At 71.2% G+C, this 24,768-nt stretch carries 21 protein-coding genes; 8 read left to right on the top strand and 13 right to left on the bottom strand.

Annotated elements, in window-relative coordinates; translation table 11 throughout:
* Positions 1 to 9: 9 nt before the first annotated feature.
* Both OG568_RS28920 and OG568_RS28915 read right to left on the bottom strand, forming a co-directional pair.
* Positions 10 to 1,155, bottom strand: coding sequence for an acyl-CoA dehydrogenase family protein (locus OG568_RS28920; protein ID WP_329533651.1), 1,146 nt, complete (start codon positions 1,153 to 1,155; stop codon positions 10 to 12).
* A 59-nt stretch (positions 1,156 to 1,214) separates the two neighbouring features.
* Complete coding sequence (locus tag OG568_RS28915) at positions 1,215 to 2,129, bottom strand: SDR family oxidoreductase (protein WP_329533650.1); 915 nt, start codon at positions 2,127 to 2,129, stop codon at positions 1,215 to 1,217.
* Positions 2,130 to 2,228: 99 nt separating this feature from the next.
* Between OG568_RS28915 and OG568_RS28910 the strand changes: the two genes are divergently transcribed.
* Positions 2,229 to 3,155 carry a cyclase family protein gene (locus OG568_RS28910; protein WP_329533649.1) on the top strand — a complete coding sequence of 309 codons (927 nt, stop codon included), beginning with the start codon at positions 2,229 to 2,231 and terminating at the stop codon, positions 3,153 to 3,155.
* A gap of 435 nt (positions 3,156 to 3,590) precedes the next feature.
* Here OG568_RS28910 and OG568_RS28905 read toward each other — a convergent pair whose 3' ends face one another.
* The 4 genes from OG568_RS28905 to OG568_RS28890 all read right to left on the bottom strand — a co-directional run bounded on the left by OG568_RS28905 (position 3,591) and on the right by OG568_RS28890 (position 7,845).
* Positions 3,591 to 4,073 carry an ATP-binding protein gene (locus OG568_RS28905; RefSeq protein WP_266433520.1) on the bottom strand — a complete coding sequence of 161 codons (483 nt, stop codon included), beginning with the start codon at positions 4,071 to 4,073 and terminating at the stop codon, positions 3,591 to 3,593.
* A 476-nt stretch (positions 4,074 to 4,549) separates the two neighbouring features.
* A complete protein-coding gene (locus tag OG568_RS28900) occupies positions 4,550 to 5,479 on the bottom strand; it encodes an acyl-CoA dehydrogenase family protein (RefSeq protein WP_329533648.1) in 930 nt (309 codons plus the stop codon).
* A gap of 10 nt (positions 5,480 to 5,489) precedes the next feature.
* On the bottom strand, positions 5,490 to 6,644 hold the full coding sequence (locus tag OG568_RS28895) for an acyl-CoA dehydrogenase (protein WP_329533647.1): 1,155 nt from the start codon (positions 6,642 to 6,644) through the stop codon (positions 5,490 to 5,492).
* A 7-nt stretch (positions 6,645 to 6,651) separates the two neighbouring features.
* The gene (locus tag OG568_RS28890; protein WP_329367103.1) at positions 6,652 to 7,845 is read right to left on the bottom strand and encodes an amidohydrolase family protein; all 1,194 of its coding nucleotides are present in this window, start codon (positions 7,843 to 7,845) and stop codon (positions 6,652 to 6,654) included.
* A 159-nt stretch (positions 7,846 to 8,004) separates the two neighbouring features.
* Between OG568_RS28890 and OG568_RS28885 the strand changes: the two genes are divergently transcribed.
* The gene (locus OG568_RS28885; RefSeq protein ID WP_329533646.1) at positions 8,005 to 9,510 is read left to right on the top strand and encodes a class I adenylate-forming enzyme family protein; all 1,506 of its coding nucleotides are present in this window, start codon (positions 8,005 to 8,007) and stop codon (positions 9,508 to 9,510) included.
* 45 nt (positions 9,511 to 9,555) lie between these two features.
* Here OG568_RS28885 and OG568_RS28880 read toward each other — a convergent pair whose 3' ends face one another.
* Positions 9,556 to 10,068 (bottom strand): EF-hand domain-containing protein, encoded by a 513-nt coding sequence (locus tag OG568_RS28880; protein WP_266433510.1) that lies wholly within the window; start codon positions 10,066 to 10,068, stop codon positions 9,556 to 9,558.
* 156 nt (positions 10,069 to 10,224) lie between these two features.
* A complete protein-coding gene (locus OG568_RS28875) occupies positions 10,225 to 10,599 on the bottom strand; it encodes an STAS domain-containing protein (RefSeq protein WP_329533645.1) in 375 nt (124 codons plus the stop codon).
* Between the two features lie 388 nt (positions 10,600 to 10,987).
* Here OG568_RS28875 and OG568_RS28870 point away from each other — a divergent pair, with 388 nt between their 5' ends.
* Positions 10,988 to 11,569: a sigma-70 family RNA polymerase sigma factor gene (locus OG568_RS28870; protein WP_266583282.1), complete on the top strand. Its 582-nt coding sequence runs from the start codon at positions 10,988 to 10,990 to the stop codon at positions 11,567 to 11,569.
* Positions 11,566 to 12,945 carry a zf-HC2 domain-containing protein gene (locus tag OG568_RS28865; protein ID WP_443077780.1) on the top strand — a complete coding sequence of 460 codons (1,380 nt, stop codon included), beginning with the start codon at positions 11,566 to 11,568 and terminating at the stop codon, positions 12,943 to 12,945. The genes OG568_RS28870 and OG568_RS28865 overlap by 4 nt, the downstream gene beginning before the upstream one ends.
* Positions 12,946 to 13,074: 129 nt before the next feature.
* Here the strand turns inward: OG568_RS28865 and purU are convergent, their stop codons facing one another.
* Together purU and OG568_RS28855 are read right to left on the bottom strand one after the other, a co-directional pair.
* Positions 13,075 to 13,956, bottom strand: coding sequence for a formyltetrahydrofolate deformylase (purU, locus tag OG568_RS28860; RefSeq protein ID WP_329533644.1), 882 nt, complete (start codon positions 13,954 to 13,956; stop codon positions 13,075 to 13,077).
* 73 nt (positions 13,957 to 14,029) lie between these two features.
* Positions 14,030 to 14,476, bottom strand: a complete 447-nt coding sequence (locus OG568_RS28855) for an SCO4402 family protein (RefSeq protein ID WP_266583286.1) — start codon at positions 14,474 to 14,476, stop codon at positions 14,030 to 14,032.
* Between the two features lie 171 nt (positions 14,477 to 14,647).
* Between OG568_RS28855 and OG568_RS28850 the strand changes: the two genes are divergently transcribed.
* Positions 14,648 to 15,976: an ABC transporter substrate-binding protein gene (locus tag OG568_RS28850; RefSeq protein ID WP_329533643.1), complete on the top strand. Its 1,329-nt coding sequence runs from the start codon at positions 14,648 to 14,650 to the stop codon at positions 15,974 to 15,976.
* A gap of 22 nt (positions 15,977 to 15,998) precedes the next feature.
* Here the strand turns inward: OG568_RS28850 and OG568_RS28845 are convergent, their stop codons facing one another.
* Together OG568_RS28845 and OG568_RS28840 are read right to left on the bottom strand one after the other, a co-directional pair.
* Complete coding sequence (locus OG568_RS28845; protein ID WP_329533642.1) at positions 15,999 to 17,753, bottom strand: hypothetical protein; 1,755 nt, start codon at positions 17,751 to 17,753, stop codon at positions 15,999 to 16,001.
* A 225-nt stretch (positions 17,754 to 17,978) separates the two neighbouring features.
* Positions 17,979 to 19,364 (bottom strand): transcriptional regulator, encoded by a 1,386-nt coding sequence (locus OG568_RS28840; RefSeq protein WP_266625679.1) that lies wholly within the window; start codon positions 19,362 to 19,364, stop codon positions 17,979 to 17,981.
* A gap of 297 nt (positions 19,365 to 19,661) precedes the next feature.
* On the opposite strand from OG568_RS28840, the gene OG568_RS28835 reads away from it, so the two are divergent.
* From OG568_RS28835 to OG568_RS28825, 3 genes are all read left to right on the top strand, one after another.
* Positions 19,662 to 20,324 carry a bifunctional DNA primase/polymerase gene (locus OG568_RS28835; RefSeq protein ID WP_329536481.1) on the top strand — a complete coding sequence of 221 codons (663 nt, stop codon included), beginning with the start codon at positions 19,662 to 19,664 and terminating at the stop codon, positions 20,322 to 20,324.
* Positions 20,325 to 20,417: 93 nt separating this feature from the next.
* Positions 20,418 to 21,212: an ABC transporter ATP-binding protein gene (locus tag OG568_RS28830; protein ID WP_329533641.1), complete on the top strand. Its 795-nt coding sequence runs from the start codon at positions 20,418 to 20,420 to the stop codon at positions 21,210 to 21,212.
* The gene (locus tag OG568_RS28825; RefSeq protein WP_329533640.1) at positions 21,209 to 22,849 is read left to right on the top strand and encodes a transporter; all 1,641 of its coding nucleotides are present in this window, start codon (positions 21,209 to 21,211) and stop codon (positions 22,847 to 22,849) included. The genes OG568_RS28830 and OG568_RS28825 overlap by 4 nt, the downstream gene beginning before the upstream one ends.
* A gap of 305 nt (positions 22,850 to 23,154) precedes the next feature.
* Here OG568_RS28825 and OG568_RS28820 read toward each other — a convergent pair whose 3' ends face one another.
* Positions 23,155 to 24,030, bottom strand: a complete 876-nt coding sequence (locus OG568_RS28820; protein WP_329533639.1) for an alpha/beta fold hydrolase — start codon at positions 24,028 to 24,030, stop codon at positions 23,155 to 23,157.
* Between the last annotated feature and the right edge of the window lie 738 nt (positions 24,031 to 24,768).

Raw genomic sequence — 24,768 nt, 5'->3', positions numbered from 1 at the left:
GCGACTCCCTCAGCCCTTGGGTTCCCTCGGCAGGCCGAGCACGCGCTCGGCGATGATCGTGCGCTGGATCTCGTCCGAGCCGCCGTAGATGGTGTCGGCCCGGCTGAACAGGAACAGGTGCTGGAAGGAGTCGAGTTCGTACGGGGCCGCGGCCGACCAGTCCGCGGGGCCGGTCGCGGCCTCCGCGCCCCGTACCCGTACCGCCAGTTCACCGAGCCGCTGGTGCCAGCGCCCCCACAGCAGCTTGGCGACGCTGGGCGCGCCCGCGTCGCCCGAACCGCCCAGTGTCCGCAGCGCGTTCCAGCGCATCGTGCGCAGCTCCGCCCACTGGCGTACGAGGCGGTCGCGGACCACCGGGTCGGCCGCGGCGCCCGTGGCGACGGCCGTCTCGATCACCCGCCCCAACTCCTCCGCGAACCCGATCTGTTGGGCCAGGGTCGAGACCCCTCGTTCGAAACCGAGGAGACTCATGGCGACCTGCCAGCCGTTGCCCGCACCGCCGACGACGTGCTCGGCGCGCGCCACCGCGCCGTCGAAGAAGACCTCGTTGAACTCGCTGGTGCCGGTGAGCTGGCGGATCGGGCGGACCTCGACGCGGCCCGGCTGGTCCATCGCGACGAGAAGGAAGGACAGGCCGTGGTGGCGGGTCGACCCCGGTTCCGTACGGGCGAGGACGAAGCACCAGTCCGCCTCGTGGGCGAGCGAGGTCCAGATCTTCTGGCCGGTGACGCGGTACGTGTCGCCGTCCGGTGCCGCGGCCGTACGTATCCCCGCGAGGTCCGAGCCCGCGCCCGGTTCGCTGTACCCCTGGCACCAGAGTTCCTCGCCACGGGCGACCGGGGGCAGGAAGCGGGCCTTCTGTTCCGGGGTGCCGTGGGCGATGAGGGTGGGGGCGAGGAGCTTCTCGCCGATGTGGCCGGAGCGGGCCGGCGCCTTGGAGCGGGCGTACTCCTCGGCCCAGACGACCTGCTGGGTCAGGCTCGCCCGCCGGTTGCCGTAGCCGTCCTCCGCCCAGCCGAGGCCGATCCAGCCGCCCCGGCCCAGTTCCCGCTCCCAGTCCTGCCGGACGACCGGCTCCCCGACCGGATGGGCCGTCAGCCAGTCCCGCGCCGCGCGCCGGAAGGCCTCGTCCTCGGCGTCGAATCCGAACTCCATGTGTCCCCCTCGCCCACGGGCCCAACAGAACAACGGCACCTCACGCGTTCAGCCGCACCTCACGCGTTCGGCCGCGCCTTGCGCGCCGCCGCCCGCGCCATCGCCTCCACCTGTTCCAGCAGGGGCATGGGGTCCACGCCCACGGTCCCCGGCAGGAAGTCCGCGATCCGCTCCGGAGTCCAGGGGCCGCCGTCCGCGTACCCGGCGCGCAGCTCCCGCGGCTGTGCCCACACCGCGATCTTCGGGCCTGCGATCGTGTAGACCTGCCCGGTGATGCGTTCCTCGCGAGCGCGGTCGGAGAGGAGGTAGACCACCAGCGCGGCCACGTCCTCCGGTTCGCCGATCTCCTTCAGCTCCATGGGGACATTGGCCGACATGCGGGTACGGGCGACCGGCGCCACCGCGTTGGCCGTCACCCCGTACTTGTGCAGGCCCAGTGCCGCGCTGCGGACCAGCGAGATGATCCCGCCCTTCGCCGCGCTGTAGTTGGCCTGCGCGACCGAGCCCTGATGGTTGCCGCTGGTGAAGCCGATCAGCGTGCCCGTGCCCTGTTTGCGCATGACCGCCGAGGCGGCCCGGAAGACCGTGAACGTGCCCTTCAGGTGGGTGGCGACGACGGGGTCCCACTCCTCCTCGGACATGTTGAAGAGCATCCGTTCGCGCAGGATGCCGGCCACGCACACCACTCCGTCGATGCGCCCGTACGAGGTCAGCGCCGCGTCGACGACCCGCTGACCGCCCGCCATCGTGGAGATGTCGTCGGCCACCGCGACCGCTTCCCCACCCGCCGCCTCGATCTCCTTCACGACGGCGTCGGCGATCGAACTCGTCGGCTCGGCGCCCTCGATGGACACCCCGTAGTCATTGACGACGACCCGCGCGCCCTCGGCCGCCGCGGCGAGCGCGACGGCGCGGCCGATCCCGCGGCCCGCCCCCGTCACGGCGACGACCTTGCCTGCCAAGAAGTTCCCCATGTCCGGCCCCTTCCCGCAGTTTCTGACGGTCCGTTAGATTCGGTCTCCTCGGATTCTACGACCCGTCAGATACCCGGAGACAAGCCCCGCGGAGGACTCATGTCACTTCCGGTCGAGTTCCACGACATCGCCAAGCGCGTGAACAACTGGGGGCGTTGGGGCGCCGACGACGAGATCGGGACCCTGAATCTGATCACCGACGAGGTGGTACGAGAGGCCGCCGCCTGCGTCCGCACGGGGCGGCGCGTTCCGCTCGCGCTCCCCCTCCAGCAGGACGGGGTGCAGACCGGAATGATCCCCGGGCGGGTCAATCCACTGCACGTCATGGTGCAGATCAACCAGGAGATCTTCGGTCCGGGCACGGTCGCGTGCAGCGACGACGCCGTGACCCTGGGACTCCAGGCGGCGACCCACTGGGACGCGCTCACCCATGTCTCACACTCCGGGAAGCTCTACAACGGCCGCCCGGCCGGCACGATCACCCCGCACGGCGGCGCCGAGTTCAGCGGCATCGACAAGCCCCGGCACATCGTCTCGCGGGGTGTCCTGCTCGACATCCCTCGCGCGCGGGGCGTCGACCGCCTCGACGGCGGGCACGCCGTGACCCCCGAAGACCTGGACGCGGCGGAGGAGTTGGCGGGCACACGGGTGCGATCCGGCGACATCGCGCTCGTACGGACCGGGCAGATCCAGGTCTACCTGGCGGGCGACAAGCACGCGTACGGGTATCCGTCGCCCGGGCTGTCGATCCGTACGCCCGAGTGGTTCCACGCGCGCGATGTCGCGGCCGTCGCGAACGACACCCTCACCTTTGAGGTCTTTCCTCCCGAGATCGACGACCTGTGGCTGCCCGTGCACGCGCTCGACCTGGTCGAGATGGGGATGCTGCAGGGCCAGAACTGGAACCTCGAAGAGTTGTCCACAGCCTGTGGACAACTAAGTCGCTATGCCTTCCTGCTGTCCGCGATGCCGGAACCGTTCGTGGGCGGCACGGGGACCCCCGTGGCGCCGGTCGCCATCCTCTGAGATGAGCCCCTGAAGTCCCCCGGAGTCCCCTCGAGCCCCCCGGGGGAAAGGGCCGGCTGGCGGCGCGCCACTGCGCGCCCCGAGCACGGCATCGCGCGCCGCCATCCGGTTCCGGCGTACCCGCCCTGCTCCCTCTGGCCCTGTAGGAGCCGACGCCGAATCACGACCCGCACTCGCCGAGGGCCCCCGTCACCGAAGCCCTCGTCGTCCCCTCGCGGCGAATCGCTGAACACAAGAGTGATCAAACGGACACGTCACGTCAACACCCGTTCGGGGAAATATCACTTACGCACCCTTTGCGAAGGCGCGCACGGAAGCACACCCCGGCGCACTCGGCCCCGGCCGGGGCCGCGGAAACGGAACGCGTGCACAGATGCACGAGCCGTGCTCCCGCACCGGAGGCACCAGAGGTACGGGAGCGGGTGCGGACGCGGACTAGACCGCCTCGTACGCCTCGTACGCGAAGCCCTCATAGGAGGAAGTCGCGTACGCGACCCCCGCCCTGGCTCCCTGCGTACAGCGGTCGACCTCGCACCAGATGCTCTTGCCGGCACCCTCGGGGTTCCAGCCCCAGCGGTCCGCCAGACCGTCGACCAACTCCAGGCCGCGGCCGTTGGTCTCGTCGCCCTCGGCATGCCGGGGCACCGGGGGGCGGGCGCTGGAGTCGGCCACCTCCAGGCGGACGGTGCCGATGGACTCATCGAGGACGCCCGGCAGGGACAGCCTCAGCACGGCCGGACAGCCGGTGTGCACCACGGCGTTGGTCACGAGTTCGGAGACGAGCAGGATCAGCGTCTCGGCGAGCGGTTCATCGACACCTATCCCGGACCCCGCAAGCCGCGATCGGGCCCACCTCCGGGCTCGCCCCACCTCCGCGGGGTCGGGCCGGATCTCCAGCTGCACTTGAAGCACCTGCACCGCTCACACCATCCGAACCGGCGGACACATCGCCTCGCGCCTCACGAGGGCCACGATCGTGGCCATGACCTGCATGACCAGAACCAGGATCACGGAACGTGATTCCCTTGAGAGACAGCATGGTTGACGTACAGTCACCCCAACAAGCGCTTCGGGCATATTCCAGCGCGAAGGAGTACGCGTGCGGCATACTGTGCGACGCTCGCCTTGGGGAGTCGAACAGGCAGTCGCGGGGGCCCGCACCGCCTTGCGAGCGGCGAGCATCGCCGGATCCGGCGCGGCCTCAGGGGCAACACCGGGATGGCTCGATCTCAGAACCACTCGCATCTCACACAAGGTACCGGAGCTCGCCGCCGACTCCAGGCCGTGACAAGTCACGCGTAGGACACAACCCGATATCAACGCTCCGTAATTCCGGTATGCCACGATCCGCGACATTCATGGCGCCCCGTTCCGGACCGTGCCTGCACAGAGCCCTATCGGCCCACTCCGGCCACCAGATCGGCCGCCAATAATTCCTCACTCTCCGTAGCCGTTCCGGCACGTTGGGTCCGCGCCCAGGACCGCTTCAGATACAGATGGACGTCGGACTCCCAGGTGAAGCCCATGCCGCCGTGCACCTGGAGGCAGTCACGGGCGCCGCGCACGGCGGCCTCGTCGGCGAGCAGACGGGCGGCCGCGATGTCCACGGGGTCGGCCGTGACGGCGGCGGCGTAGACCGCGGCGCGCGCCACTTCCACCCGCACCAGCATCTGCGCACACAGGTGCTTGACCGCCTGGAAGGCCCCGATCGGCTGCCCGAACTGCTCGCGGGTCCGGGCGTGTTGCACCGCCGTCTCGCAGGTTCGCGCGGCGCCGCCGAGTTGTTCGGCCGCCGTGAGTAGCGAAGTCAGGTAAGCAGTCGGGAGTGCGCCGGTGGAACCCGTGGGGCGCACGCCGGTGGGACCGGCCCCTTCGGGTACGGATACCCGGTGCAGCGGTGTCAGTGGATCCACCGACCTCAGCGGCTCGGCGCCAGTCGCGTCCCCGCGTACGACGTCGGCCTCCGTCAGCCACTCCACCAGGCCGCCGCCGTCGACGGCCGTCACCACGGTCTCCCCGGTGGCGGCCCCGTCCACCACGCCCGCCGCGAGATGCGTGGCGACCAGCGGGCCGGGCAGCAGGACCCGCCCCGCCTCCTCGAAGGCGAGCACCGCCTCCGGGAGGCCGAGTCCGACGCCGCCGTCCGCCTCGGGCAGGCGCAGCGCGAAGAACCCCGCCTCGCCGAGCTCACGCCACAGGGCCCGGTCGAGTCGCGGCCCCTCGTCCACGGCGGCGCGCAGCCGTTCCCGGCCGAACCGCGCGGCGAGCAGCTCGCGCACGCCCGCCTTCAAGGCTCGTTGATCATCAGTGAGTTGGAAGTCCACCGGGAAGTACTCACCGCCCCTTCGGCAGGCCCAGGATCCGTTCGGCCACGATGTTGTGCTGGATCTGCGAGGTGCCGGCCGCGATGGTGTACGACAGGGAGCTGAGCCGGTCGAGGGTCCACTCCCGGCCCAGGTCCAGCGCCTCGGGGCCGAGAACCTCGGCGGCGGCGTCGTACAGCTCCTGCCGCGCGTGTGAGTACCTCAGTTTGAAAACCGAACCGCCGACCCCCGGCACTCCCCCGTTGCTCTGCGCCTCGCTCACGTTCCACTGCGTGAGCCGCCACAGCGCGCGGAACTCGGCGTTGAGCGCGCCCAGCCGCCGTCGCAGCGCCGGATCGTCCCAGCGGCCGTTCTTCCGGGCCTCGCGCGCGACCTCGCCCAGCACCCGTCGGCAGGCCACGACCTCGCCCACGAAGGCGGTACCGCGCTCGTACGACAGGGTGACCATGGTCACGCGCCAGCCGTCGTTCTCGGCGCCGACCCGGTGGGAGACGGGCACCCGTACCTCGTCGAGGAAGACCTCCGCGAACTCGGTCGAGCCCGCGAGGGTGCGCAGCGGCCGGACGGTGATCCCGGGCGCGTCCATGGGCATCGCGAGCCACGAGATCCCGCGGTGTTTCGGGGCCGCCGGATCCGTCCGGACCAGCAGCTCGCACCAGTCGGCGACCTCCGCGTGGGAGGTCCAGATCTTGGACCCGCTCACTACGTAGTCGTCGCCGTCCCGCCACGCGCGTGTGCGCAGAGCCGCGAGGTCCGAGCCGGCGTCCGGTTCGCTGAACCCCTGGCACCAGACCTCCTCGCCACGCAGCACGGGCGGCAGCCAGCGCGCCCGCTGTGCGGGGGTCCCTTCGGAGGCGATGGTCGGCCCGGCGTGCAGCAGTCCGACGAAATTGGCCCCTACGTAGGGGGCGCCCGCCTTTTCCGTCTCCTCCAGGTAGATGAGGTGCTGGGTCGGCGTGGCGCCCCGGCCCCCGGCGTCGACGGGCCAGTGCAGCCCCGCGTACCCGGCGTCGTACAGCATCCGCTGCCACCCGAGGTCGTACGCCCGTCGGCCCGGCCAGTCGTCCGGGGACGGTTTCGGGGGCAGCGACGGGAGCACCCCGGCGAGCCACTCCCGCAGCCGGGCACGGAACTCCTCCTCCTCGGGGGTGTACGTGAGATCCATCGGCCGTCTACTTGTCGAGGTCCAGGTCGAGCATGCGGATCGCGTTCCCGCGCATCAGCTTGTGGATCGTCTCGTCGTCGAGGCCCTTCACATGGTCGAGGGCGACCTCCTTGGTGTGCGGGAAGGTCGAGTCGACGTGCGGGTAGTCGGTCTCGAAGGTGGCGTTGTCCCGTCCCACGACGTCCAGCGAGGCGACGCCGTGCTTGTCGCGGAAGAAGCAGCAGAAGATCTGCCGGTAGTAGTACGTCGAGGGCGGATCCGGGATGAGGTCCCGGACGCCGCCCCAGGCGCGGTGCTCCTCCCAGACGTCGTCGGCGCGCTCCAGGGCGTACGGGATCCAGCCCATCTGCCCTTCGGAGTAGGCGAGTTTGAGGCGCGGGAACTTCACCAGCACCCCGCTGAAGAGGAAGTCCATCATCGAGGCCATGGCGTTGTTGAAGGACAGCGAGGCCTGTACGGCGGGGGGCGCGTCCGGGGACGCGGCGGGCATCTGCGAGGAGGAACCGATGTGCATGTTCACGACCGTCCCCGTCTCCTGGCAGACCGCGAAGAACGGGTCCCAGTAGCCGGAGTGGATGGAGGGCAGGCCGAGGTGGGTGGGGATCTCGGAGAAGGTCACCGCCTTCACTCCGCGCGCGGCGTTGCGCCGGATCTCCGCGACCGCCAGGTCGATGTCCCACAGCGGGATGAGGCACAGCGGGATCAGCCGGCCGCCGCTGTCGCCGCACCACTCCTCGACCATCCAGTCGTTGTACGCGCGCACGCAGGCCAGGGCGACCTCCTTGTCGTGCGCCTCGGCGAAGGTCTGCCCGCAGAAGCGGGGGAACGTCGGGAAGCAGAGGCTTCCCTCGACGTGGTTGAGGTCCATGTCCTTGAGCCGCTCGACGGGGTCCCAGCAGCCGCGCCGCATCTCCGCGCGCGTGATGCCCTCCAGGGTCATCTCGTCGCGGTCGAAGCCGACGGCGGCGATGTTGCGCTTGTACGGGAACTTGAGGTCCTCGTAGATCCACCAGTCGGTGGGCGGGCCGTCCGGGTCCATGGTGATCTGGTACTTGCCGCCGACGTAGGCGAGTTCGCCGATTCCGGCCGTGAGGGGCTTGGGTCCCCGGTCCTGGTACTTCTTCGGCAGCCAGGTCTCGAAGAGGTGGGCGGGCTCGATCACGTGGTCGTCGACGCTGATGATGCGGGGCAGTTCGGTCATGGTTCCCCTCCGCCTGGCGTACATATCTGATGGGTCGTCAGATTCTTGCTTCCCCAGCAGGCTAGTCCCGCACCCCTGGACCGACAAGGCGCCGAGCCCTACGCTCTGCCACGATCTGACTGTCCGTCAGCTCTCTCACGGTCACAGGGGGCCGCCGCCGTGAACGACACCGCCCACGCACTGAGCGCATCCCGCACCCTCTGGGAACTGGTCGCCCGCCGGGCCGACCTCACCCCCGACCGCCCGGTCCTCCTCCAGGAGGACCGCACCCTGACCTTCGGCGAGTTGCGCGACCGCGCCGAGCGGGTGGCGGCGGGCCTGTACGACGTGGGCGTACGCCCCGGCACGGTGGTCGCCTGGCAGCTGCCCACCCGTATCGAGACCGCCCTGCTGTCCTTCGCCCTGGCCCGCCTGGGCGCCGTGCAGTCCCCGGTCATTCCCTTCTACCGCGACCGCGAGGTCGGCTTCGCGCTCAGGGAGTCCAAGGCCGAGTACTTCGCCGTACCGGGCGAGTGGCGCGGCTTCGACCACACGGCGATGGCGCGGCGGCTCGGCGCGAAGGGCGTCTTCGAGGCGTACGACGTGCTGCCGGACGGCGATCCTGCCGTGCTGCCCGCGCCGCCGGCCGAGGGCACCTCGGTCCGCTGGATCTACTGGACCTCGGGGACGACCTCCGACCCCAAGGGCGTCCTCCACACGGACCGTTCGCTGATCGCGGGCGGGTCGTGTCTCGCCCACGCGCTGCGCCTGTCGGCCGACGACGTGGGCTCGATGGCCTTCCCGTACGCGCACATCGCGGGGCCCGACTACACGGTGATGCTGCTGCTGTACGGCTTCCCCGCAGTGATGTTCGAGCACTTCGCGCTGCCGGCGGCGCTGGCGGAGTACCGGCGGCACGGGGTGACGGTGGCGGGCGGTTCGACGGCGTTCTACTCGATGTTCCTCGCCGAGCAGCGCAAGCGGCCGTCCGAGCCGGTCATCCCCACGCTGCGGCTCCTGGCGGGCGGGGGCGCGCCGAAGCCGCCCGAGGTCTACCACTCCGTCGTACGGGAGATGGGCGTGCAGCTCACCCACGGATACGGGATGACCGAGGTCCCGATGATCACGATGGGGGCGCCGGACGACACGGCCGAGAACCTCGCGACGACGGAGGGCAGGCCGCCGGAGAGCATGGAGATACGGATCGTGGACGGCGAGGTACGGCTGCGCGGGGAGGCCGTCTGCCAGGGCTATCTGGACCCGGCGCAGACCGCCGAGGCCTTCGACGAGGACGGGTTCCTGATCACCGGCGACGTAGGTCGTCTGACGAAGAGCGGACATCTCGTCCTCACCGGGCGTCTGAAGGACGTCATCATCCGCAAGGGCGAGAACATCTCCGCGAAGGAGATCGAGGACCTGCTGCACCGGCACCCCGCCGTCGGCGACGTCGCCGTGATCGGCCTCCCGGACGCCGAACGCGGCGAGCGGGTCTGCGCGGTGGTCGAACAGCCCCCGGGCGCCGCCGAACTGACGCTCCCCGTCGTGATCTCGTACCTGCGCGAGGAGGGACTCTCCGTCCACAAACTCCCCGAGCAGCTGGAGGTGGTGGACGCCCTCCCCCGCAACGAAACGCTCCGAAAGGTACTGAAGTACAGGCTCAGGGAGCGGTTTTCGGGGGAGGGGTGAGGGTGGGGACCGGACGGCCAAGCGGAGTGCGGGTGCCGTAGGGGGCTACTCCGGGACTGTGAAGTAGCGGGCGAACGAGGTGACGACCTCCGTTTCGCCGATCCGGCCGTCGGCGTCCGTGTCGAGCGCCGCGGCCGCCACGGCGGCGACGCCGTCCGGCACGCCCAGGGCCTTGAGTACGCGAACGGCCTCCTCGACCGTGGCCGTTCCGTCCCCGTCGGTGTCCGCGACGGCGAGGGCCGCGTGCAGGAAGGGACGGGCGATCTCCCCGAAGCGGTCGGGGCTGTCACGCAGCCGCTTCACGGCGCCGTTCACGAACTCCGCCCGGGTGATGCGCTGATCGCCGTCACGATCCGCTATCCCCGCCATGCCCTGCCAGAACGCCTCCGCGCCGACGTACAGGGCCTGGCCCTTGTCCGACCGCGCCGTCGTATCGAACTCGGCGAGAACCGACTTCGCCGCGGCGTTGAAGTCCTCCCGGTCGATGTAGCCGTTGCCGTCCTGGTCGAAGCCTGCGAAGCGGGCGGCAATCCTGCGCTCGTACTCGGTGCTGACCATGGTCTTCTCGGACCGCCTTACAACTCAGCCGGACTCTCAGCCGGACTGCGGTTTTCATCTGGCACGGAGCGTACGACGCCCAGGCCACCGGGGGTGGGGGAAAACGGCGGTTGTGCCAAGACCGAGGGAATTCCCGGACAACTGTGTGGCGCGGGCTCACGCCGACAGCGGGCTCGATTCCTCGTCGACGGCCGAGACGACGTCCGGATAGACGTCGAAGAGGCGGCGCACGCCGAGGGCCCCGAGAACGCGGTTGACGTGGGAGACGTCGGACGCGCCCCGGGCCGGCAGGATCAGCCGCAGGCGCCCCTGGCAGGAGCGGACCAGGCGGCGGGTCGCGATGAGGACCCCGACACCGCTGGAGTCGCAGAAGAGGACCTCGGAGAGGTCGAGGACCAGACTGCGGCGGCCCTCCGCCACCGCCTCGTGCACCCGCCGGCGCAGCACCGGAGACGTCACGAGATCCATCTCGCCCGACACCCGGAGCACGGCCCACTCGCCCCACTCGTCGTCGGTCACCTTGAGCGTCACCGCAACGCCTCCCGCTCGCCTCGCCCGCCGAAAAACGGAAGCACCTCTTACGCTTCCTGTCAGCGCGGCTGCCCCACCGTCGTTCCATGAAACACCGGTACGGGATCGATGAAACGTCGGTCTACAGTCGAAAATGCTGGACGACCGAGCTGTTTCGGTCGTTCAGTGGTCACATACGGTCCAGTTCGATCGGATCCAAGGGGGGAAGCGATGGGCTTCTACCATCCGCACCCCGTCCAGGGGCGCACATTGACGTAAAGGGGCGTGCGCTGTCGGACGTGCCGACTACATTCGAGACAGCGATGCACACAGGCTGGACGGGGACGCCGGCCGGTACGGACAGGGACGCAGGGTCAGGCGCCGGGCAGGAGCAGAGTGAGGGGGCCGCATGGCGGCGAAGGACGCACCGCCCCGCTGGGACCGCAAGATGCAGCAGCGGCTCGCACGCGGGGAGGCCGCCGCGCTCGGTGAGCTCTACGACCGGTTCGCCTCGCTCGTACACGGCCTCGCGCACCGCGTGCTCGGCGACGAGCGGGCCGCCGACGGCATCACGCGCGAGGTGTTCGCCCACGTCTGGCAGAGCCCCGAGTCGTACGACCCCAAGCAGGGCCCCCTGCGTTCCTGGATCGCCACGCTGACCCACCGGCTCGCCGTGCAGCGGCTGCGCACCACCGAGACCGCCGCGCTCGCCCTGGACGGCGGCGGCACCACCGAGGAGTTGGAACGCAAAGTGCGCAGCGCCTCCGTCGCCGCCCGCGCCGACTACATCGTCACGTCCATGCCGACCCCGTTGCGGGCCGCCCTGGAGCTGGCGTACTTCCAGCGCCGCGACTACCGCCAGGCCGCCGCCGACCTCGGCGTCACCGAGGACGAGGCCCGCCGCCGGCTCCGCCTCGGCCTGCAACTGCTGTCCACCGCCCACGACGCCGGGCCCTCCGGTGTGCCGCCCGAATACGGAGGTGCGCGGTGAGTGGCGGAGCGGACCGGTTCGAGCCCTTCGAAGAGCCTTTCGACGAACACGGCAAACACGAGGAGCACGACAAGCACGAGGAGCACGAGGCCAAGGACGGTGGCGTGGACAGCGGGGGCGATGACGGCGGGTTCCCCGGTTCCGCCGGTGCCTCCGGTTCGGAGCAGCCGCCGCGTATCCCCACGCCGCGTTCCTCCGTCGAGGACACCGGACTGCCGCTGCCCGAACCCGCGCCGCTCGTCCTGGAACACCGGGTGCTGAAGTCGCTGCTCGGCGCGTGGGCGCTGGCCGCCTGCTCGGCTCCGGAGACGGAGGCGGTCGAGGAGCACCTCGGGGAGTGCGGCTCGTGCGCGGACGAGGCGCTGCGGCTGCGTGAGGCGGTCGGGCTGCTGCACCCGCCGGAGAGCCTCGACATCGACCCGACGCTGCGCACCCGGGTCCTGGAGAGTTGCCTGGACCGGCGCCCCGCGCGTATTCCGGTGCCCGAGTGGGCGGCTCCCTACGACGCGGAGACCGCGCGGCTCGACGCGCTGTTGCAGGACATAGGAGACGCGGAGTGGCACGCGCCGGTGCGGTTGCGCTGGTTCGAGGGCGACGCGCCCCTGAGCCGGCGCACGACCGTGGCCGGGGTCATCGCGCATCTGCTCTCCGTGGACGGGCTGGTGGGGGTCGCGCTGGGCCTGGAGGACCCGCTCGGCGGAGCGACGGGCGCGAAGACCGAGGCGCAGGGGGCGGCTCCGGGTGCCACGACCCCCTCGGAGCGCACCGAGGCGTACTGGCGTGCCTCGCACTTCCCGCCCACCCGGGCCGTGCGCGGACCCTGGCGGGAGCAGAGCCACCACCTCGTCCGTACGGTGGCGTTCGCGGGCGGCGGCTCCGGGCGGCTCGCCGTGTCGTACGGCGGTTTCGAACTGCCGCTCAGCGACTCGATGCTGGATCGCGCCTTCGAGTGCTGGGTGCACGCGGGGGACATCGCGGACGCCGTGGACTATCCGTACGAGCCGCCCGCGCCGCGTCATCTGCACCGGATGATCGATCTGGCGGCGCGGATGCTGCCCGTGTCGCTCGCCGAGCGGCGGCGGGCGGGGCTGTCGGCTCCGGCGCCGCGCCGGCTCGTCGCGGCGGGGGCGCCCGGGCGCAGCCTGCGTCTGGAGATCGAGGGCTTCGGTGGTGGCGAGTGGCTGATCCCGCTCGACTCTCCGGCGAGCGTGGCCTCCGCCGAGCACGAGGTCGCGCATGTCGCGCTGGACGGGGTGGAGTTCTGTCGGCTGGCGGCGGGGCACGTGTCGCCGGAGGAAGCGGCGGCGGGGCAGCTGGGTGATCGCGAGGCCATCAGGGACGTGCTCTTCGCCGCCGCGTCGCTGAGCCGGATGTGAGCCGGCCCGTTTTCCTCGCCCCCGCCGCCCCTACCCGTCCCATCCGCACCTGGGGGCGCCGCCCCCAGACCCCCGCATCGGCCTGAACGGCCTCGTCCTCAAACGCCGGACGGGCTGAAGGACGCGGCCCTACGCGAACACCACCGTGCGGCGGCCGTTCAGGAGGATTCGGCGCTCGGCGTGCCACTTCACCGCGCGCGCCAGCGCCTGGCACTCCACGTCCCGTCCGATGGCGACCAGCCCGTCGGGCGTCACGTCGTGACGGACGCGCTCGACCTCCTGCTCGATGATCGGCCCCTCGTCGAGGTCGGCGGTGACATAGTGCGCCGTCGCGCCGATCAGCTTCACACCGCGCGCATGCGCCTGGTGGTAAGGCTTCGCGCCCTTGAAGCTCGGCAGGAAGGAGTGGTGGATGTTGATGATCCGGCCGCTGAGCTGCTTGCACAGGTCGTCGGAGAGCACCTGCATGTAGCGGGCCAGCACGACCAGTTCGACCCCTTCGGAGCGGACCAGTTCGAGCACCTGCGCCTCGGCCTGCGCCTTCGTGTCCTTCGTCACCGGAATGTGATGGAAGGGGATGTCGTACGAGGCCACGAGCTCGGCGAAGTCGGTGTGGTTGGAGACCACGGCCGCGATGTCGACGGGCAGCGCGCCGCTGCTCGCGCGGAAGAGCAGGTCGTTCAGACAGTGGCCGAACTTGCTGACCATCAGCACGATCCGCATCTTGTCCTCGGCCCGGTTGAGCTGCCAGTCCATGTGGAAGGAGTCACCGACCGCCGCGAAGCTCGCGCGCAGCTTGTCCACGGTCACCGGCTCCTCCGCCGAGAAGTGGACGCGCATGAAGAACAGTCCCGTGTCGTGGTCGCCGAACTGCTGACTGTCCTCGATGTTGCAGCCGGTCATGAAGAGGTAGCTCGACACGGCGTGCACGATTCCCTGCTTGTCCGGGCAGGAGAGGGTCAGGACGTACTGTTCGGCGGGCGCGGCGGCGCGGGCGGACTGATCGTTCATGCACCACAGGGTCCCATACGAGGTACCGCGCCGGACGACCGTCCCGCCACGCGGACGCCCGGGCGTCCGGTCGCTACGCCGACCGCGTCAGGATCCGCAGGACCTCCAGCGTCCGCGGTGGGATGTCGGGATCCTCGCCGTCGCTCACCGCGAGGCGTACGTGCGCGTCGCGCGCCGCCCGCAGCGCCTCCGGCCACGCCTGGTGGTCGAGGTACGCGGAGACGGGTGCGTCGGGCCCGACCTGGTGCATGATCCGCAGGACGCGGAGCACGGCGGTGTCGACCAGGGCCGCCTCCTGGGAGTCCCGGAAGATCGTGCCGACGTACTTCTCGGCGGACCAGTTGTCCAGCCAGGTGTCCTCGACCAGGCGGTACACGGCGTCGGTGACGTCCCCGTATCCGTCGATCCCGGCGAGCCAGACGTCACGTTGGAAGGCGGGGTCGGAGAGCATGTGCAGCGCGGAACGCACATTGCTGCGCCAGCGCCACCAGGGCATGTCGTTCAGTGGCATGCCGCCCATGGTGGAGGAGCGACGGCCGCGACGGGAAGAGTTCTCCGAACCTTGCACAGTCGACGATCGTACGTTCCTCGCAAAAATGCGATCATCGACCCCCGTAATTCACCTCTGCGTCACCTCACGTTGACCGTTGGTCACACGCGGGTTAGCGATGTGACGGAATCGTGTGCGTCCATGACCGGTAGTCGACGCACCAGCACCACCCCACCCGTCCACCCCCCGCGCACCGGGACCAGACTCTCGACCAAGGTCAGGACCAGAGTGCTGTTCGCGGGCGCGGTGGCGGCTTGTGCGTCGATCGCCGTCGGGTGCGGGGCCATCCCCGGTGTCACGGGGGGCTCCGGGGACGACCCCATCACCGTCATGACCTGGGCGCCGCAGGACACCCCCGCGACCAACAAGCCCGGCATGCCCGCGATGGCCGAGGCCTACGCGCGCTGGGTCAACGCGAACGGTGGCATCAACGGCCACAAGCTCAGGGTCCTGACCTGCAACGACCACAACGACACCGTGTACGCCGCGAAGTGCGCCCGGCGCGCGGCCGACGAGAACGCGGTCGCGGTCGTCGGCTCCTACAGCCAGCACGGCCGCTCCTTCCTGGCCCCGCTGGAGGCCGCCGGCATCCCGTACATCGGCGGCTACGGCGTCACAGACGACGAGTTCTCCAGCCCGCTCTCCTACCCGATCAACGGCGGCGAGCCCGCCCTGCTGGCCGGTCTCGGGCAGCAGCTCGGCAACAAGTGCGGCCCGGTCGCGCTCGTCCGCCCCGACACCGTCGCGGGCGACCAGCTCCCGGTGCTGCTCAACGCCGGTCTGAAGGGGCAGGGACACGCGGCCGCCACCGACCAGCGGGCCGCCGAGGAGGCGACGGAGTATTCGGGGCAGACGAAGGTCGCGCTCGAGCACGCGACCTCGGACCCGTTGAAGCAGGGCTGTGTGGTGTCCGCGCTCGGGGACCGCACCGAGACCTTCATGGACTCCTTCCGGCGCGACCGCCAGGACTATCCGAAGGTGGGCACGGGCACGGTGCTGGGCAGCCTCGACCAGTCCCTGATCGACTCCACCGGCGGCCAGTCGAGCCCGTACGAGGGCGCGCACGTCACCGGCTGGTACCCGGTGGCGAGCGACGCGCGCTGGAACCCGATGCGCAAGGTGATCAAGGAGCAGGCCTTCGGCGACAACCGGATCGACCCCGCGGACGCCGGCGTGCAGACCACCTGGATCGCGTACAACGTGTTCAAGTCGATCGTCGAGTCACTGGGCGACAGCAAGGTGACCTCGCTCGCGATCCGGCAGGCCCTCGACAACGGCCTCAAGGTGACCACGGGCCGCCTCACCCCGACCCTCAGCTGGCGTTACGAGGACCTGATCGCGGCCGTCGACTTCCCGCGCCTGGTCAACGCCCACGTCACCTTCCAGGTCGTGCGCAAGGGTCGGCTGACCTCGGAGCGCAACGGGTTCATCGACGTGTCGAAGACGCTGGAGAACGCGGACGCCAACTGAGACGCGGGCTCGGACCGGGCGGTCACAGCTGGGTCGTCGTGCGCCGCGTCAGCCCGTACGTCGAGGCGATCGAGTTCCACAGCTTGGCGGCCTTCACCTTCTGCGCGGTCGCGGTGCCGCTGGCCTGGTCGCCCGCCGCCCTCTGGCCGGTGCCGCGGGCGTGGCCCTTCCGGCAGCCCTTCTTGTCCTTGACCTGGTCGGCCCAGGCCGCGTAGTGGTTGTCGGCCGACGCGGAGGCCTGCCAGGCGCTGTTGAGCGCGGCGGTCAGCTGGGCGTTGTTCGGGAGCTTGTCGACCGAGAGGCCGGAGAGCCTGGTCACCAGTTCGGACCGCTGCTTGGCCGCGTCGCGCAGATCACCGGCCGCCTGGTCCAGGTTGTTGCACACCTTCACGTTCTCCACGGCCTTGATCACCGAGTCGCGGCTGTTGTTGCTGTCCGCGAGGAGCTTGTCCAGCGCGACGGCCTGTGCCTTGGCCGGGTCGGCCGCGGACGACGACGAGCCGTCCGTGGCCCCGGCCGTCGCCGACACGTTCTTGCTGCTGTCGTCCTTGCCGCTGTCACTGCCCCCGCCGCCGAGCAGGGCGCCGGCCCCGACACCGAGCACGACGATACCGATGCCGACAGCCGCGATCAGCGGGACGCGCGAGCCGCTCCGTCCACCCCGGCCACCGTTGCCGTCGTCGGCCGCGCCACGCCGGGTGGCGGCCCGCCCGCCCGGCGCTCCGGGCATCCCCGGGGCCTGCGCGGCATACGGGGCGTGCGGAGTGTGCGGGGCATGCGCGGCGGGGGCCTCGAACCGCGGCAGCTGCTGCGTGGACGCGGGCCCCTCCGACGCGCTCGGCGCGCCGGGCGCACTGCGGAACAGGTTGTCGAACTCCGCGGGCGGCTGCCGGTCCTCCGGCCCGCCCGGACGTATCCCGTAGCCCGGCGCGCCCGGCTCGGCGGGCACGGGGGCGATGTACTGCGTGGCCTCGGCGTCGGGGTGCGCGGCCGGGGGCAGCGGTCCCGAGGACACCTCGGGCGGCAGCGCACCCGGGCCCACCGGCGGGATGTACTGCGTGGCGCCCTCGTCGGGCGCGGCGGCGACGGGCGGCAGGAACTGGGTCGCGCCCTCGGCGGCGGCCGGAACCGGCGGGATGTACTGCGTGGCGCCCTCGTCGACGGCGGGCGGCAGGGCTCCCGGAACGGCGGGCGGCAGCGCGGCCGCGCCCTGCGGCTGGTGCGGGGGTACGGCACCCCCCTGGTGGCCGCCGTACCCGGAGTCCTGCTGACCGCCGTACGAGGAGGTCTCCTGACCCCCGTACGACGGCGGCTGGTGATCCCCGTACGGTCTCTGCTCCCCGTACGACGGCGGCTGTGCGCCCTCGGCCGGCAGCGCGCCGGCGCCGGGGGCCTGCTGGGCCGGGAAGCCCTGCTGCTGGGCCGGGGCGGCGCCCCAGCCCTGCGCCGGCTGCTCGGGCGCGGCCCAGGTCTGGGTGGACGGATTGTGGCCGCCCCAGTCCGGAGCGGGGGCGCCGGCCGGGGACTGCTCGGAGCCGCCCCAGGTCTGGGTGCCGTTCACGGGCGCCCCCCAGCCCTCGGCCGGCTGCGGGGCCGGTGCCGCCGACGGGTCCGGCCCCCAGGGCTGGTCCCAGGTCTGACCGCCCGCCGGGACCGCGGGAACGGCCCGGTCGCCCGTCATGCCCGGCAACAGCGGCTCGCCGCCGTCGGAGGGCAGCACGATGCCTTCGCGCGCCGGGCGCGCCGAGGGCTGCTCGCCCTGTCCACTCTGTGTCACCGGGACTCCTACTAATGGGGGACCTTCGGAATCGTCGGCTCACGCTACCGGGTCCCCACGCGCCCGTGCCACGCAGCACAGGCCGTTACCCCCGCCCCCTGTGACCGGGGTAACGAATACGTCCCGCCGTGCGCTGTATTTGCCTCCTGCCACTCCAAGCGCCTTGGTTCGCCCGGAGTTCACGACCGTGCACACCCCGTGTTCACCGGCGCGCACACGATCCCCTCATGCCGCCGCCTGCAACTCCATCCGCGCCCCGAACTCCCTTACCACCGCTTCGTCCCGGTAGGGCTCCAGACGCTGCTGGAAGTCGTCCAGGTACTCGGCGCCCCGGTTGGAGCGGAGCGTGCCGAGGAGTTCGACCGCGCGCAGACCCGTGTGGCACGCCTGCTCCACCTCGCGCTGCTGGACCTGTGCGGTGGCCAGCAGGACGTAACCGATGGCCCGGCGGCGGGCCCGCGACTCCGGGTGCCCGGCGAGGGACTCCTCGGCGCAGCGCGCGGCGGCCTCCGCCTGACCCAGGTCACGGTGGCAGTGCGCCAACTCGTCGGCGAGATAGGCCTCGTCGAAGTGCGCGATCCACGTCGGGTCGTCGCCGGAGGCCGCGTCGGCGCCCTCCAGGGCGGTGATCGCACGCCCGGACGCCACCTGAGCGGCGCGCGCGTCGCCCATCAGGGCGTGCCCGCGCGCCTCCGCGGCGTGGAACATCGACTCCGCGCGCGGCGTCACCCGCCCCCGCGCTCCCTCCTGCGCCGCGCGCGCCAACTGCGCGATCTCGCGCGGGTTTCCGAGCTGCGCCGCCAGATGGCTCATGGACGCGGCCAGTACGTATCCGCCGTATCCCCGGTCCCCGGCCGCCTGGGCGAGCCGCAGCGCCTGGATGTAGTACCGCTGGGCGAGCCCCGGTTGACCGGTGTCGATGGCCATGTAGCCCGCGAGTTCCGTCAACCGCGAGACCGCCGAGAAGAGTTCGCGTCCGACGCCCTCCCGGTACGAGCCCGCGAGCAGCCCGGAGACCACGCTGTTGAGGTAGTGCACGACGACCGGGCGCACATGCCCGCTGCCGTACTGGTGGTCCAGGTCCGTGAGCGCCTGGGTCATCGCGCGGACCGCCGCCACGTCCGAGAGCCCGACCCGCGGGCCCGCCGCACGCGCCACCTGCGAGTCCGGCGCGGAGATCAGCCAGTCGCGGCTCGGCTCGACGAGCGCGGAGGCCGCGACGGACGAGCCGGACAGGAAGTCCCGGCGCCCCACGTCACTGCGCCACAGCTCACACACCTGCTCGATGGCGCCGAGGACGGTCGGCGAGAACTGCAACCCCACACCCGACGCGAGGTTCTTGCCGTTGGCCATGCCGATCTCGTCGATCGTGACCGTACGGCCCAGCTTGCGGCCGAGCGCCTCGGCGATGATCGCGGGAGCGCGTCCCCGCGGCTGCTGACCGCGCAGCCAGCGCGCCACCGACGTCTTGTCGTAGCGCAGATCGAGGCCGTGCTCGGCGCCGCACATGTTGACCCGGCGGGCCAGGCCGGCGTTGGAACAGCCCGCTTCTTGGATGAGCGCCTGCAGCCGTTCGTTCGGCTGCCTGGCGACGAGAGGCCTTGCGGCCATGGCGTACCCCCTGTGGCTGCGGTGCCTGCCCACGCACCGAGTTGACGTGTCCTCATCGGCCAACCACAGCGAAGGAAGCCGGCCATGAAGATCAATGCCCCGCCGACATACCGAAGATGCGAGACATGTGAGGATTGCCGGGGTAAAGGCGACTGCCCGACCCCACCCCTGATTACCCACCGCCCGCTGTCGTTCCCCGTGCGCGCCCCCACCCGTGCATCCATGCGCCCCACACGCGGAAACGATGCCCCTCCCCCGCGCACGCGCCTCCCGTAACTCTCGGTGGCCACTAGAGTTGTGTTCATCGTGGAAGAGACCATCGCGGGGCCCGAAGCCGTCCAAATCCCGAAGCAGCGCGGCGAATCATTGCTTGACACCGCCGTGCGATATGCCGAAGAGCGCCATTGGGACGTGTTCCCCGGCACCTGGCTGGAGACCGTCGACGGGATGCAACGCTGCTCCTGCGGCGAGGCCGGCTGCCCCGCGCCCGGCGCACACGCGGCATGCGAGGACTGGGCGACGCAGGCGACGGGCAGTGCGACCGTCGCGCGCCGCATGTGGTCGAAGCAGCCGAACGCGTCGATCCTGCTGCCTACCGGGCGTACGTTCGACGCGATCGACGTGCCGGAGACGGCCGGGTTCCTCGCGCTCGCCCGCATGGAGCGGATGGAGCTCACGCTGGGTCCGGTGACGTGCACGCCGGACCGGCGGATGCACTTCTTCGTCCTTCCCGGTGCGGCGGCGAAGGTCCCCGACCTGGTGCGGCGGCTGGGCTGGCCGCCCGCCTCCCTCGACCTGGTCACCCTGGGCGAGGGCTCGTACGTGGCGGCTCCGCCGACCCGGTTCGGGTCGCGGGGCGCGGTGCAGTGGGCCTGCCGGCCGACGCCCGCGAATCGATGGCTGCCGGATGCGGAGGAACTGATCTCGCCGCTCGCCTATGCGTGCGGCAGGGACCGGTAGGGCCGGTTGGGCGTCGTGTTTTCACCGCGGGTTCGTCGTGGCTGGTCGCGCAGTTCCTCGCGCCCCTGAAACCTTGCCCCTTAGGGTGCTCACATGGCCGAGCAAACAGGGGCAGGCGTTCCCGCCGTACGTGTGCGAGGGCTCTGGAAGCGCTTCGGGGAGCAGATCGCCGTCGCCGGGATCGATCTGGAGTTGCCGGCGGGGCGGTTCATCGGGCTCGTAGGGCCCAACGGCGCGGGCAAGACGACCACCCTCTCGATGGTGACCGGGCTGCTGCGGCCCGACCAGGGCGGCGTCGAGGTCGTCGGCCATGACGTGTGGCGCGACCCGGCGGCGGTGAAGGCCCGGATCGGCATACTCCCCGAGGGCCTGCGACTCTTCGAACGGCTCTCCGGGCGTGAGCTTCTCGCCTACACCGGCCGGCTGCGCGGGCTGCCCGGTGCCGAGGTCGACAAGCGCACCACCCAGCTCCTCGACGTCCTCGACCTCGCGGGCGCCCAGCACAAACTCGTCGTCGACTACTCGACGGGCATGCGCAAGAAGATCGGCCTCGCCGCCGCTCTCCTCCACAACCCCGAGGTCCTCTTCCTCGACGAGCCGTTCGAGGGCGTCGATCCCGTCTCCGCGCAGACCATCCGCGGTGTCCTGGAGCGCTACACGGCGTCGGGCGCCACGGTCGTCTTCTCCTCCCACGTCATGGAACTCGTCGAATCGCTGTGCGACTGGGTGGCCGTCATGGTCGCGGGGCGCATCCGCGCGCACGGCCCGCTCGCGGACGTCCGCGGCGACGCGCCCTCCCTCCAGCAGGCGTTCCTGGAACTGGTCGGCGCACACGGCCACGACCGGGGGTCCGACCTCGACTGGCTGGGCGGCGGGGCGACGCGATGAGCACCGGCACGAACGCCTCCGGGGTCTCCTCAGAGGTCTCCTCCGGGGTCTCGATCACCCCCGTCGTCGTACGGCTGAAGCTGTCGCTGCTGCGCAACGGGTTGCGGCAGTCCGCCGGGCGGCGGGCCGCCTACATCACCTCGGTCGTCGTCGTCCTCCTCTTCGCCGCCCTCCAACTGCTCGGCCTGATCGCCCTGCGCGGCAACGCGCACGCCGTCTCCGTCACCGTCCTGCTGATCGCGGTCCTGGCGCTCGGCTGGGCCGTGATGCCGCTGTTCTTCCCCAGCGGCGACGAGACCCTCGATCCGACGCGCCTGGTCATGCTGCCGCTGCGGCCGCGCCCGCTGGTCCGGGCGCTGCTCGTGGCCTCGCTGGTCGGCATCGGACCGCTGTTCACCCTGTGCCTGCTGATCGGTTCCGTGATCTCCGTGGCGCACGGCACGGCGGCGTACGTCACCGGTGTCGTGGCCGTGCCGCTGGCCCTGCTCGTCTGTGTGGCCCTCGCACGTGCCGTCGCCGCCGCCAACATCCGGCTGCTGTCCAGCCGCAAGGGCCGCGACCTGGCCGTACTGAGCGGCCTCGTCGTCGCGATCGGCGCGCAGGTCGTCAACTTCGGCGCGCAGCGGCTCGGTTCGGCGGGCGGACTGTCCCGGCTCGACCCGGCGGCGGACGTGCTGCGCTGGGTACCGCCCGGGTCGGCGATCGGCGCGGTGGACTCGATGAGCAAGGGCTCGTACGGGGCCGGGGTCGTCCAACTCGCCCTGAGCGTGGCGGCGCTGGTGGGGCTGCTGGCGCTCTGGTCGAGGCATCTGACCCTGCTGATGACCTCGCCGGACGGATCGACGCTGCAGGCGGGCGAGACCGGGGCGCGGGAGCGGGTCCCGACGGGCGGACTGCGCCGGCTGCTGCCCCCGGGGCGCACCGGGACCGTCATGGAGCGCAGCCTGCGCTACGTGTGGCGCGACCCGAAGACGAAGGCCGCGTGGGTGACCTCGCTGGCGATCGGCCTGATCGTGCCCGTGTTCAACGCCTTGCAGGGCACCGGCTCGATCTACTTCGCGTGCTTCGCGGCCGGGATGCTCGGCATCCAGATGTACAACCAGTTCGGTCAGGACACCTCCGCGTTCTGGATGGTCGCGATGACCATCGCGTCCCCGCGCGACGCGTACGTCGAACTGCGCGGGCGTGCGCTGGCGCTCCTGGTGATCACCCTGCCGTACGCGACCCTCGTGACCGTGCTGACGACGGCGATGCTCGGTGACTGGCCCAAGCTGCCCGAGGTGCTCGGACTGTCCTTCGCGCTGCTCGGCGCGATGCTGGCCACCGGCGCGTGGTCCTCGGCCCGGTTCCCGTACTCGATCCCGCAGGAGGGCTACAAGAACGTGGCCCCCGGGCAGGCGGGCCTCGCCTGGATCGCCATCTTCGGCGGAATGGTCTCGGCGGCGCTGCTGACCGCCCCCGTCATCGCCGTCACGATCTGGCTGAACGTGACGGCGGACGGGGACCGGTGGAGCTGGCTGCTGCTGCCGCTGGGGGCGGGATACGGGGCGCTGCTCACGGTGTTCGGCCTGCGGATGGCGGCACCGCGGACGGCCCGGCGGCTGCCGGAGATCCTGGCGGCGATCAGCAAGGGCTGAGCTGCGGAGGGGATGCCCTGCGGGGGCTGCGGACGGGCTGCCCCGGGGCGGTGAGCTGCGGAGAAGGGCTGAGCCTTTGATGAAGGCCCGAGCCGCTAGGTCCTGTCGTCAAATTCCCGTCGTCCGCCCGGAGGGCGGGCCCTGCGGCGTCAGGTGCGTGCTCTCAGCGTGCCGGGCACGGGCCCTCGTACTGGATGTACTCGGGTCTGTGCCCGGTGCGCTGAGTGGGGGCACCTCCCACGCCCTTCAGGCAGTGGGGGAGCGTGCATGGCGTCGCAGGGCAGACCGGAATTTGACGACAGGGCCTAGCGGTCCTGGCCGGTGAGCACGCTGTCGAGGAAGGGCTCGATCGCGGCGCGCCACGCCTCCGGCTGGTCGTAGTGCACGAGGTGACCGGCGTCGGCCACCTCCGCGTACTGGCCGTACGGCAGGACGCGGACCATCTCCTGGGACTCGGCCCGGCCGAGCTCGCCGTCGAGACCCCGCACGACCAACGCGGGGCACCGGACCTGGGCGAGCTCCTCCCAGTGCGCGTCGTACACCCAGGTCTGGCGGGACTTGAGCATCTGCTCGGGGTCGAAGACCGGGCGCCAGCCGTCGGCGGACTCGTGCATCACCTCGGCGTAGAACTCGCCGCGGGACGGGTTCGGGCGCTCCACCCAGGGGTCGTCCTCGCCGAACCACTTCCGTACGTCGGCGAGCGTGGCGAAGGGCACGGGCCAGGCCTTGAACCAGTCCTCCCACTCGCGCTGCGACGCGGCCCCTAACGCCGAGGCCCGCATGTCACAGATGATCAGACCGCGGACGAGGTCGGGGCGCTTGGCGGCGAGCTGCCAGGCGGTCAGCGCGCCCATGGCGTGGCCGATGAGGACGGTCGGGGCGAGACCGAGCTGCTCGAGAGCGGCCTCGACGTCCTCGACGTACGCCTCCCGGGTGTACTGCCCCTCCGGGGCCTTGTCGCTCTGGCCGTGGCCGCGCTGGTCGAGGGCGACCGCACGGTGCCGCTCGGAGAGCCAGCGGGCGGTGGACGCCCAGTGGGAGGCGCGGCCCATGAGGCCGTGCAGAAGCAGCACGCCGGGGGCGGGCGGGGTCCTGGGAGGGTCGGTCTTGGGAGGATCGGCGAACTCCCACGCAGCGAGGCGTAGGCCGCCCGCGCCCGTCACGTCGATGCGCCGCACCATAGGTCTGGCACCCCCCTAGCTCGCTCGGACCGCTCGCTCCCGCTCGAGTCGGCCGGTCCACTCGTACCGCTTCCTACCGGTTCCTACCGCTGTCGTGTCGCTGCGTCCGCTGATGTGTTGTTCTACCTGTACCCGATTTGCCTGCGATACGCCGCCAGGTTATCGAATGGGCATTCGAAAATACTCCTCTCGGCGGCAACACCCCTCGTTCGAGTGACCATGTTCGGGGATTGACCGCCGCCGCCGAGGGGAGATCTTCAGCGGGAGGCGGACCACTCGGGGAAATCGGTCCGAAGGGGATGACCCTGGGAGCTCGGGGCTCCGGGTCAGCACAGGGGAGGACAGGCCCCGGCGCCGCAAGGTGCCGGGGCCCTCTCCACATCTACGGCACATCCTCCCCGCCCCCTCCCCAACCGTGCGACATCCCTCTTGGACACGGTCAAGAGCCCTCAGGTCATATGCCTCACGGGTCAGCCTCGCACGCAAATGGTCGCGCCGCTGCGATTCCGCACACTGAATCTTGGTTTCGGCCATGTAGCGAAAACGTCACAACTGCCTCTGCCGACACGGGAGTTGACATGCCCGAAGTAAGTCGTCGGGGGCCGGGGAGGGGTGGATCGCCGGGTCACCGCAGGCGGACGACACGCTCCACGGCGGGCGCCCGGAGGCCGACCCGGGGTTCGGCGACTGCCGGACCCCGTGGCCCACCCCCGGGAGCTGCCCCTCGCGGGCTCAAGG

Origin of the sequence: Streptomyces sp. NBC_01450 (assembly GCF_036227505.1) — a bacterium.
GTDB lineage: Bacteria > Actinomycetota > Actinomycetes > Streptomycetales > Streptomycetaceae > Streptomyces.
This window is presented reverse-complemented; position numbering and strand designations above follow the sequence as displayed.

What these genes read in the sequence shown, in the direction of transcription:
- OG568_RS28890 (WP_329367103.1), bottom strand. Translation starts at nt 7,845, where the DNA reads ATGACCGAACTGCCCCGCATCATCAGCGTCGACGACCACGTGATCGAG.
- OG568_RS28820 (WP_329533639.1), bottom strand. Translation starts at nt 24,030, where the DNA reads ATGGTGCGGCGCATCGACGTGACGGGCGCGGGCGGCCTACGCCTCGCT.
- OG568_RS28895 (WP_329533647.1), bottom strand. Translation starts at nt 6,644, where the DNA reads ATGGATCTCACGTACACCCCCGAGGAGGAGGAGTTCCGTGCCCGGCTG.
- purU (WP_329533644.1), bottom strand. Translation starts at nt 13,956, where the DNA reads ATGAACGATCAGTCCGCCCGCGCCGCCGCGCCCGCCGAACAGTACGTC.
- OG568_RS28825 (WP_329533640.1), top strand. Translation starts at nt 21,209, where the DNA reads ATGAGCACCGGCACGAACGCCTCCGGGGTCTCCTCAGAGGTCTCCTCC.
- OG568_RS28830 (WP_329533641.1), top strand. Translation starts at nt 20,418, where the DNA reads ATGGCCGAGCAAACAGGGGCAGGCGTTCCCGCCGTACGTGTGCGAGGG.
- OG568_RS28915 (WP_329533650.1), bottom strand. Translation starts at nt 2,129, where the DNA reads ATGGGGAACTTCTTGGCAGGCAAGGTCGTCGCCGTGACGGGGGCGGGC.
- OG568_RS28880 (WP_266433510.1), bottom strand. Translation starts at nt 10,068, where the DNA reads ATGGTCAGCACCGAGTACGAGCGCAGGATTGCCGCCCGCTTCGCAGGC.
- OG568_RS28850 (WP_329533643.1), top strand. Translation starts at nt 14,648, where the DNA reads ATGACCGGTAGTCGACGCACCAGCACCACCCCACCCGTCCACCCCCCG.
- OG568_RS28840 (WP_266625679.1), bottom strand. Translation starts at nt 19,364, where the DNA reads ATGGCCGCAAGGCCTCTCGTCGCCAGGCAGCCGAACGAACGGCTGCAG.
- OG568_RS28920 (WP_329533651.1), bottom strand. Translation starts at nt 1,155, where the DNA reads ATGGAGTTCGGATTCGACGCCGAGGACGAGGCCTTCCGGCGCGCGGCG.
- OG568_RS28870 (WP_266583282.1), top strand. Translation starts at nt 10,988, where the DNA reads ATGGCGGCGAAGGACGCACCGCCCCGCTGGGACCGCAAGATGCAGCAG.
- OG568_RS28855 (WP_266583286.1), bottom strand. Translation starts at nt 14,476, where the DNA reads ATGGGCGGCATGCCACTGAACGACATGCCCTGGTGGCGCTGGCGCAGC.
- OG568_RS28910 (WP_329533649.1), top strand. Translation starts at nt 2,229, where the DNA reads ATGTCACTTCCGGTCGAGTTCCACGACATCGCCAAGCGCGTGAACAAC.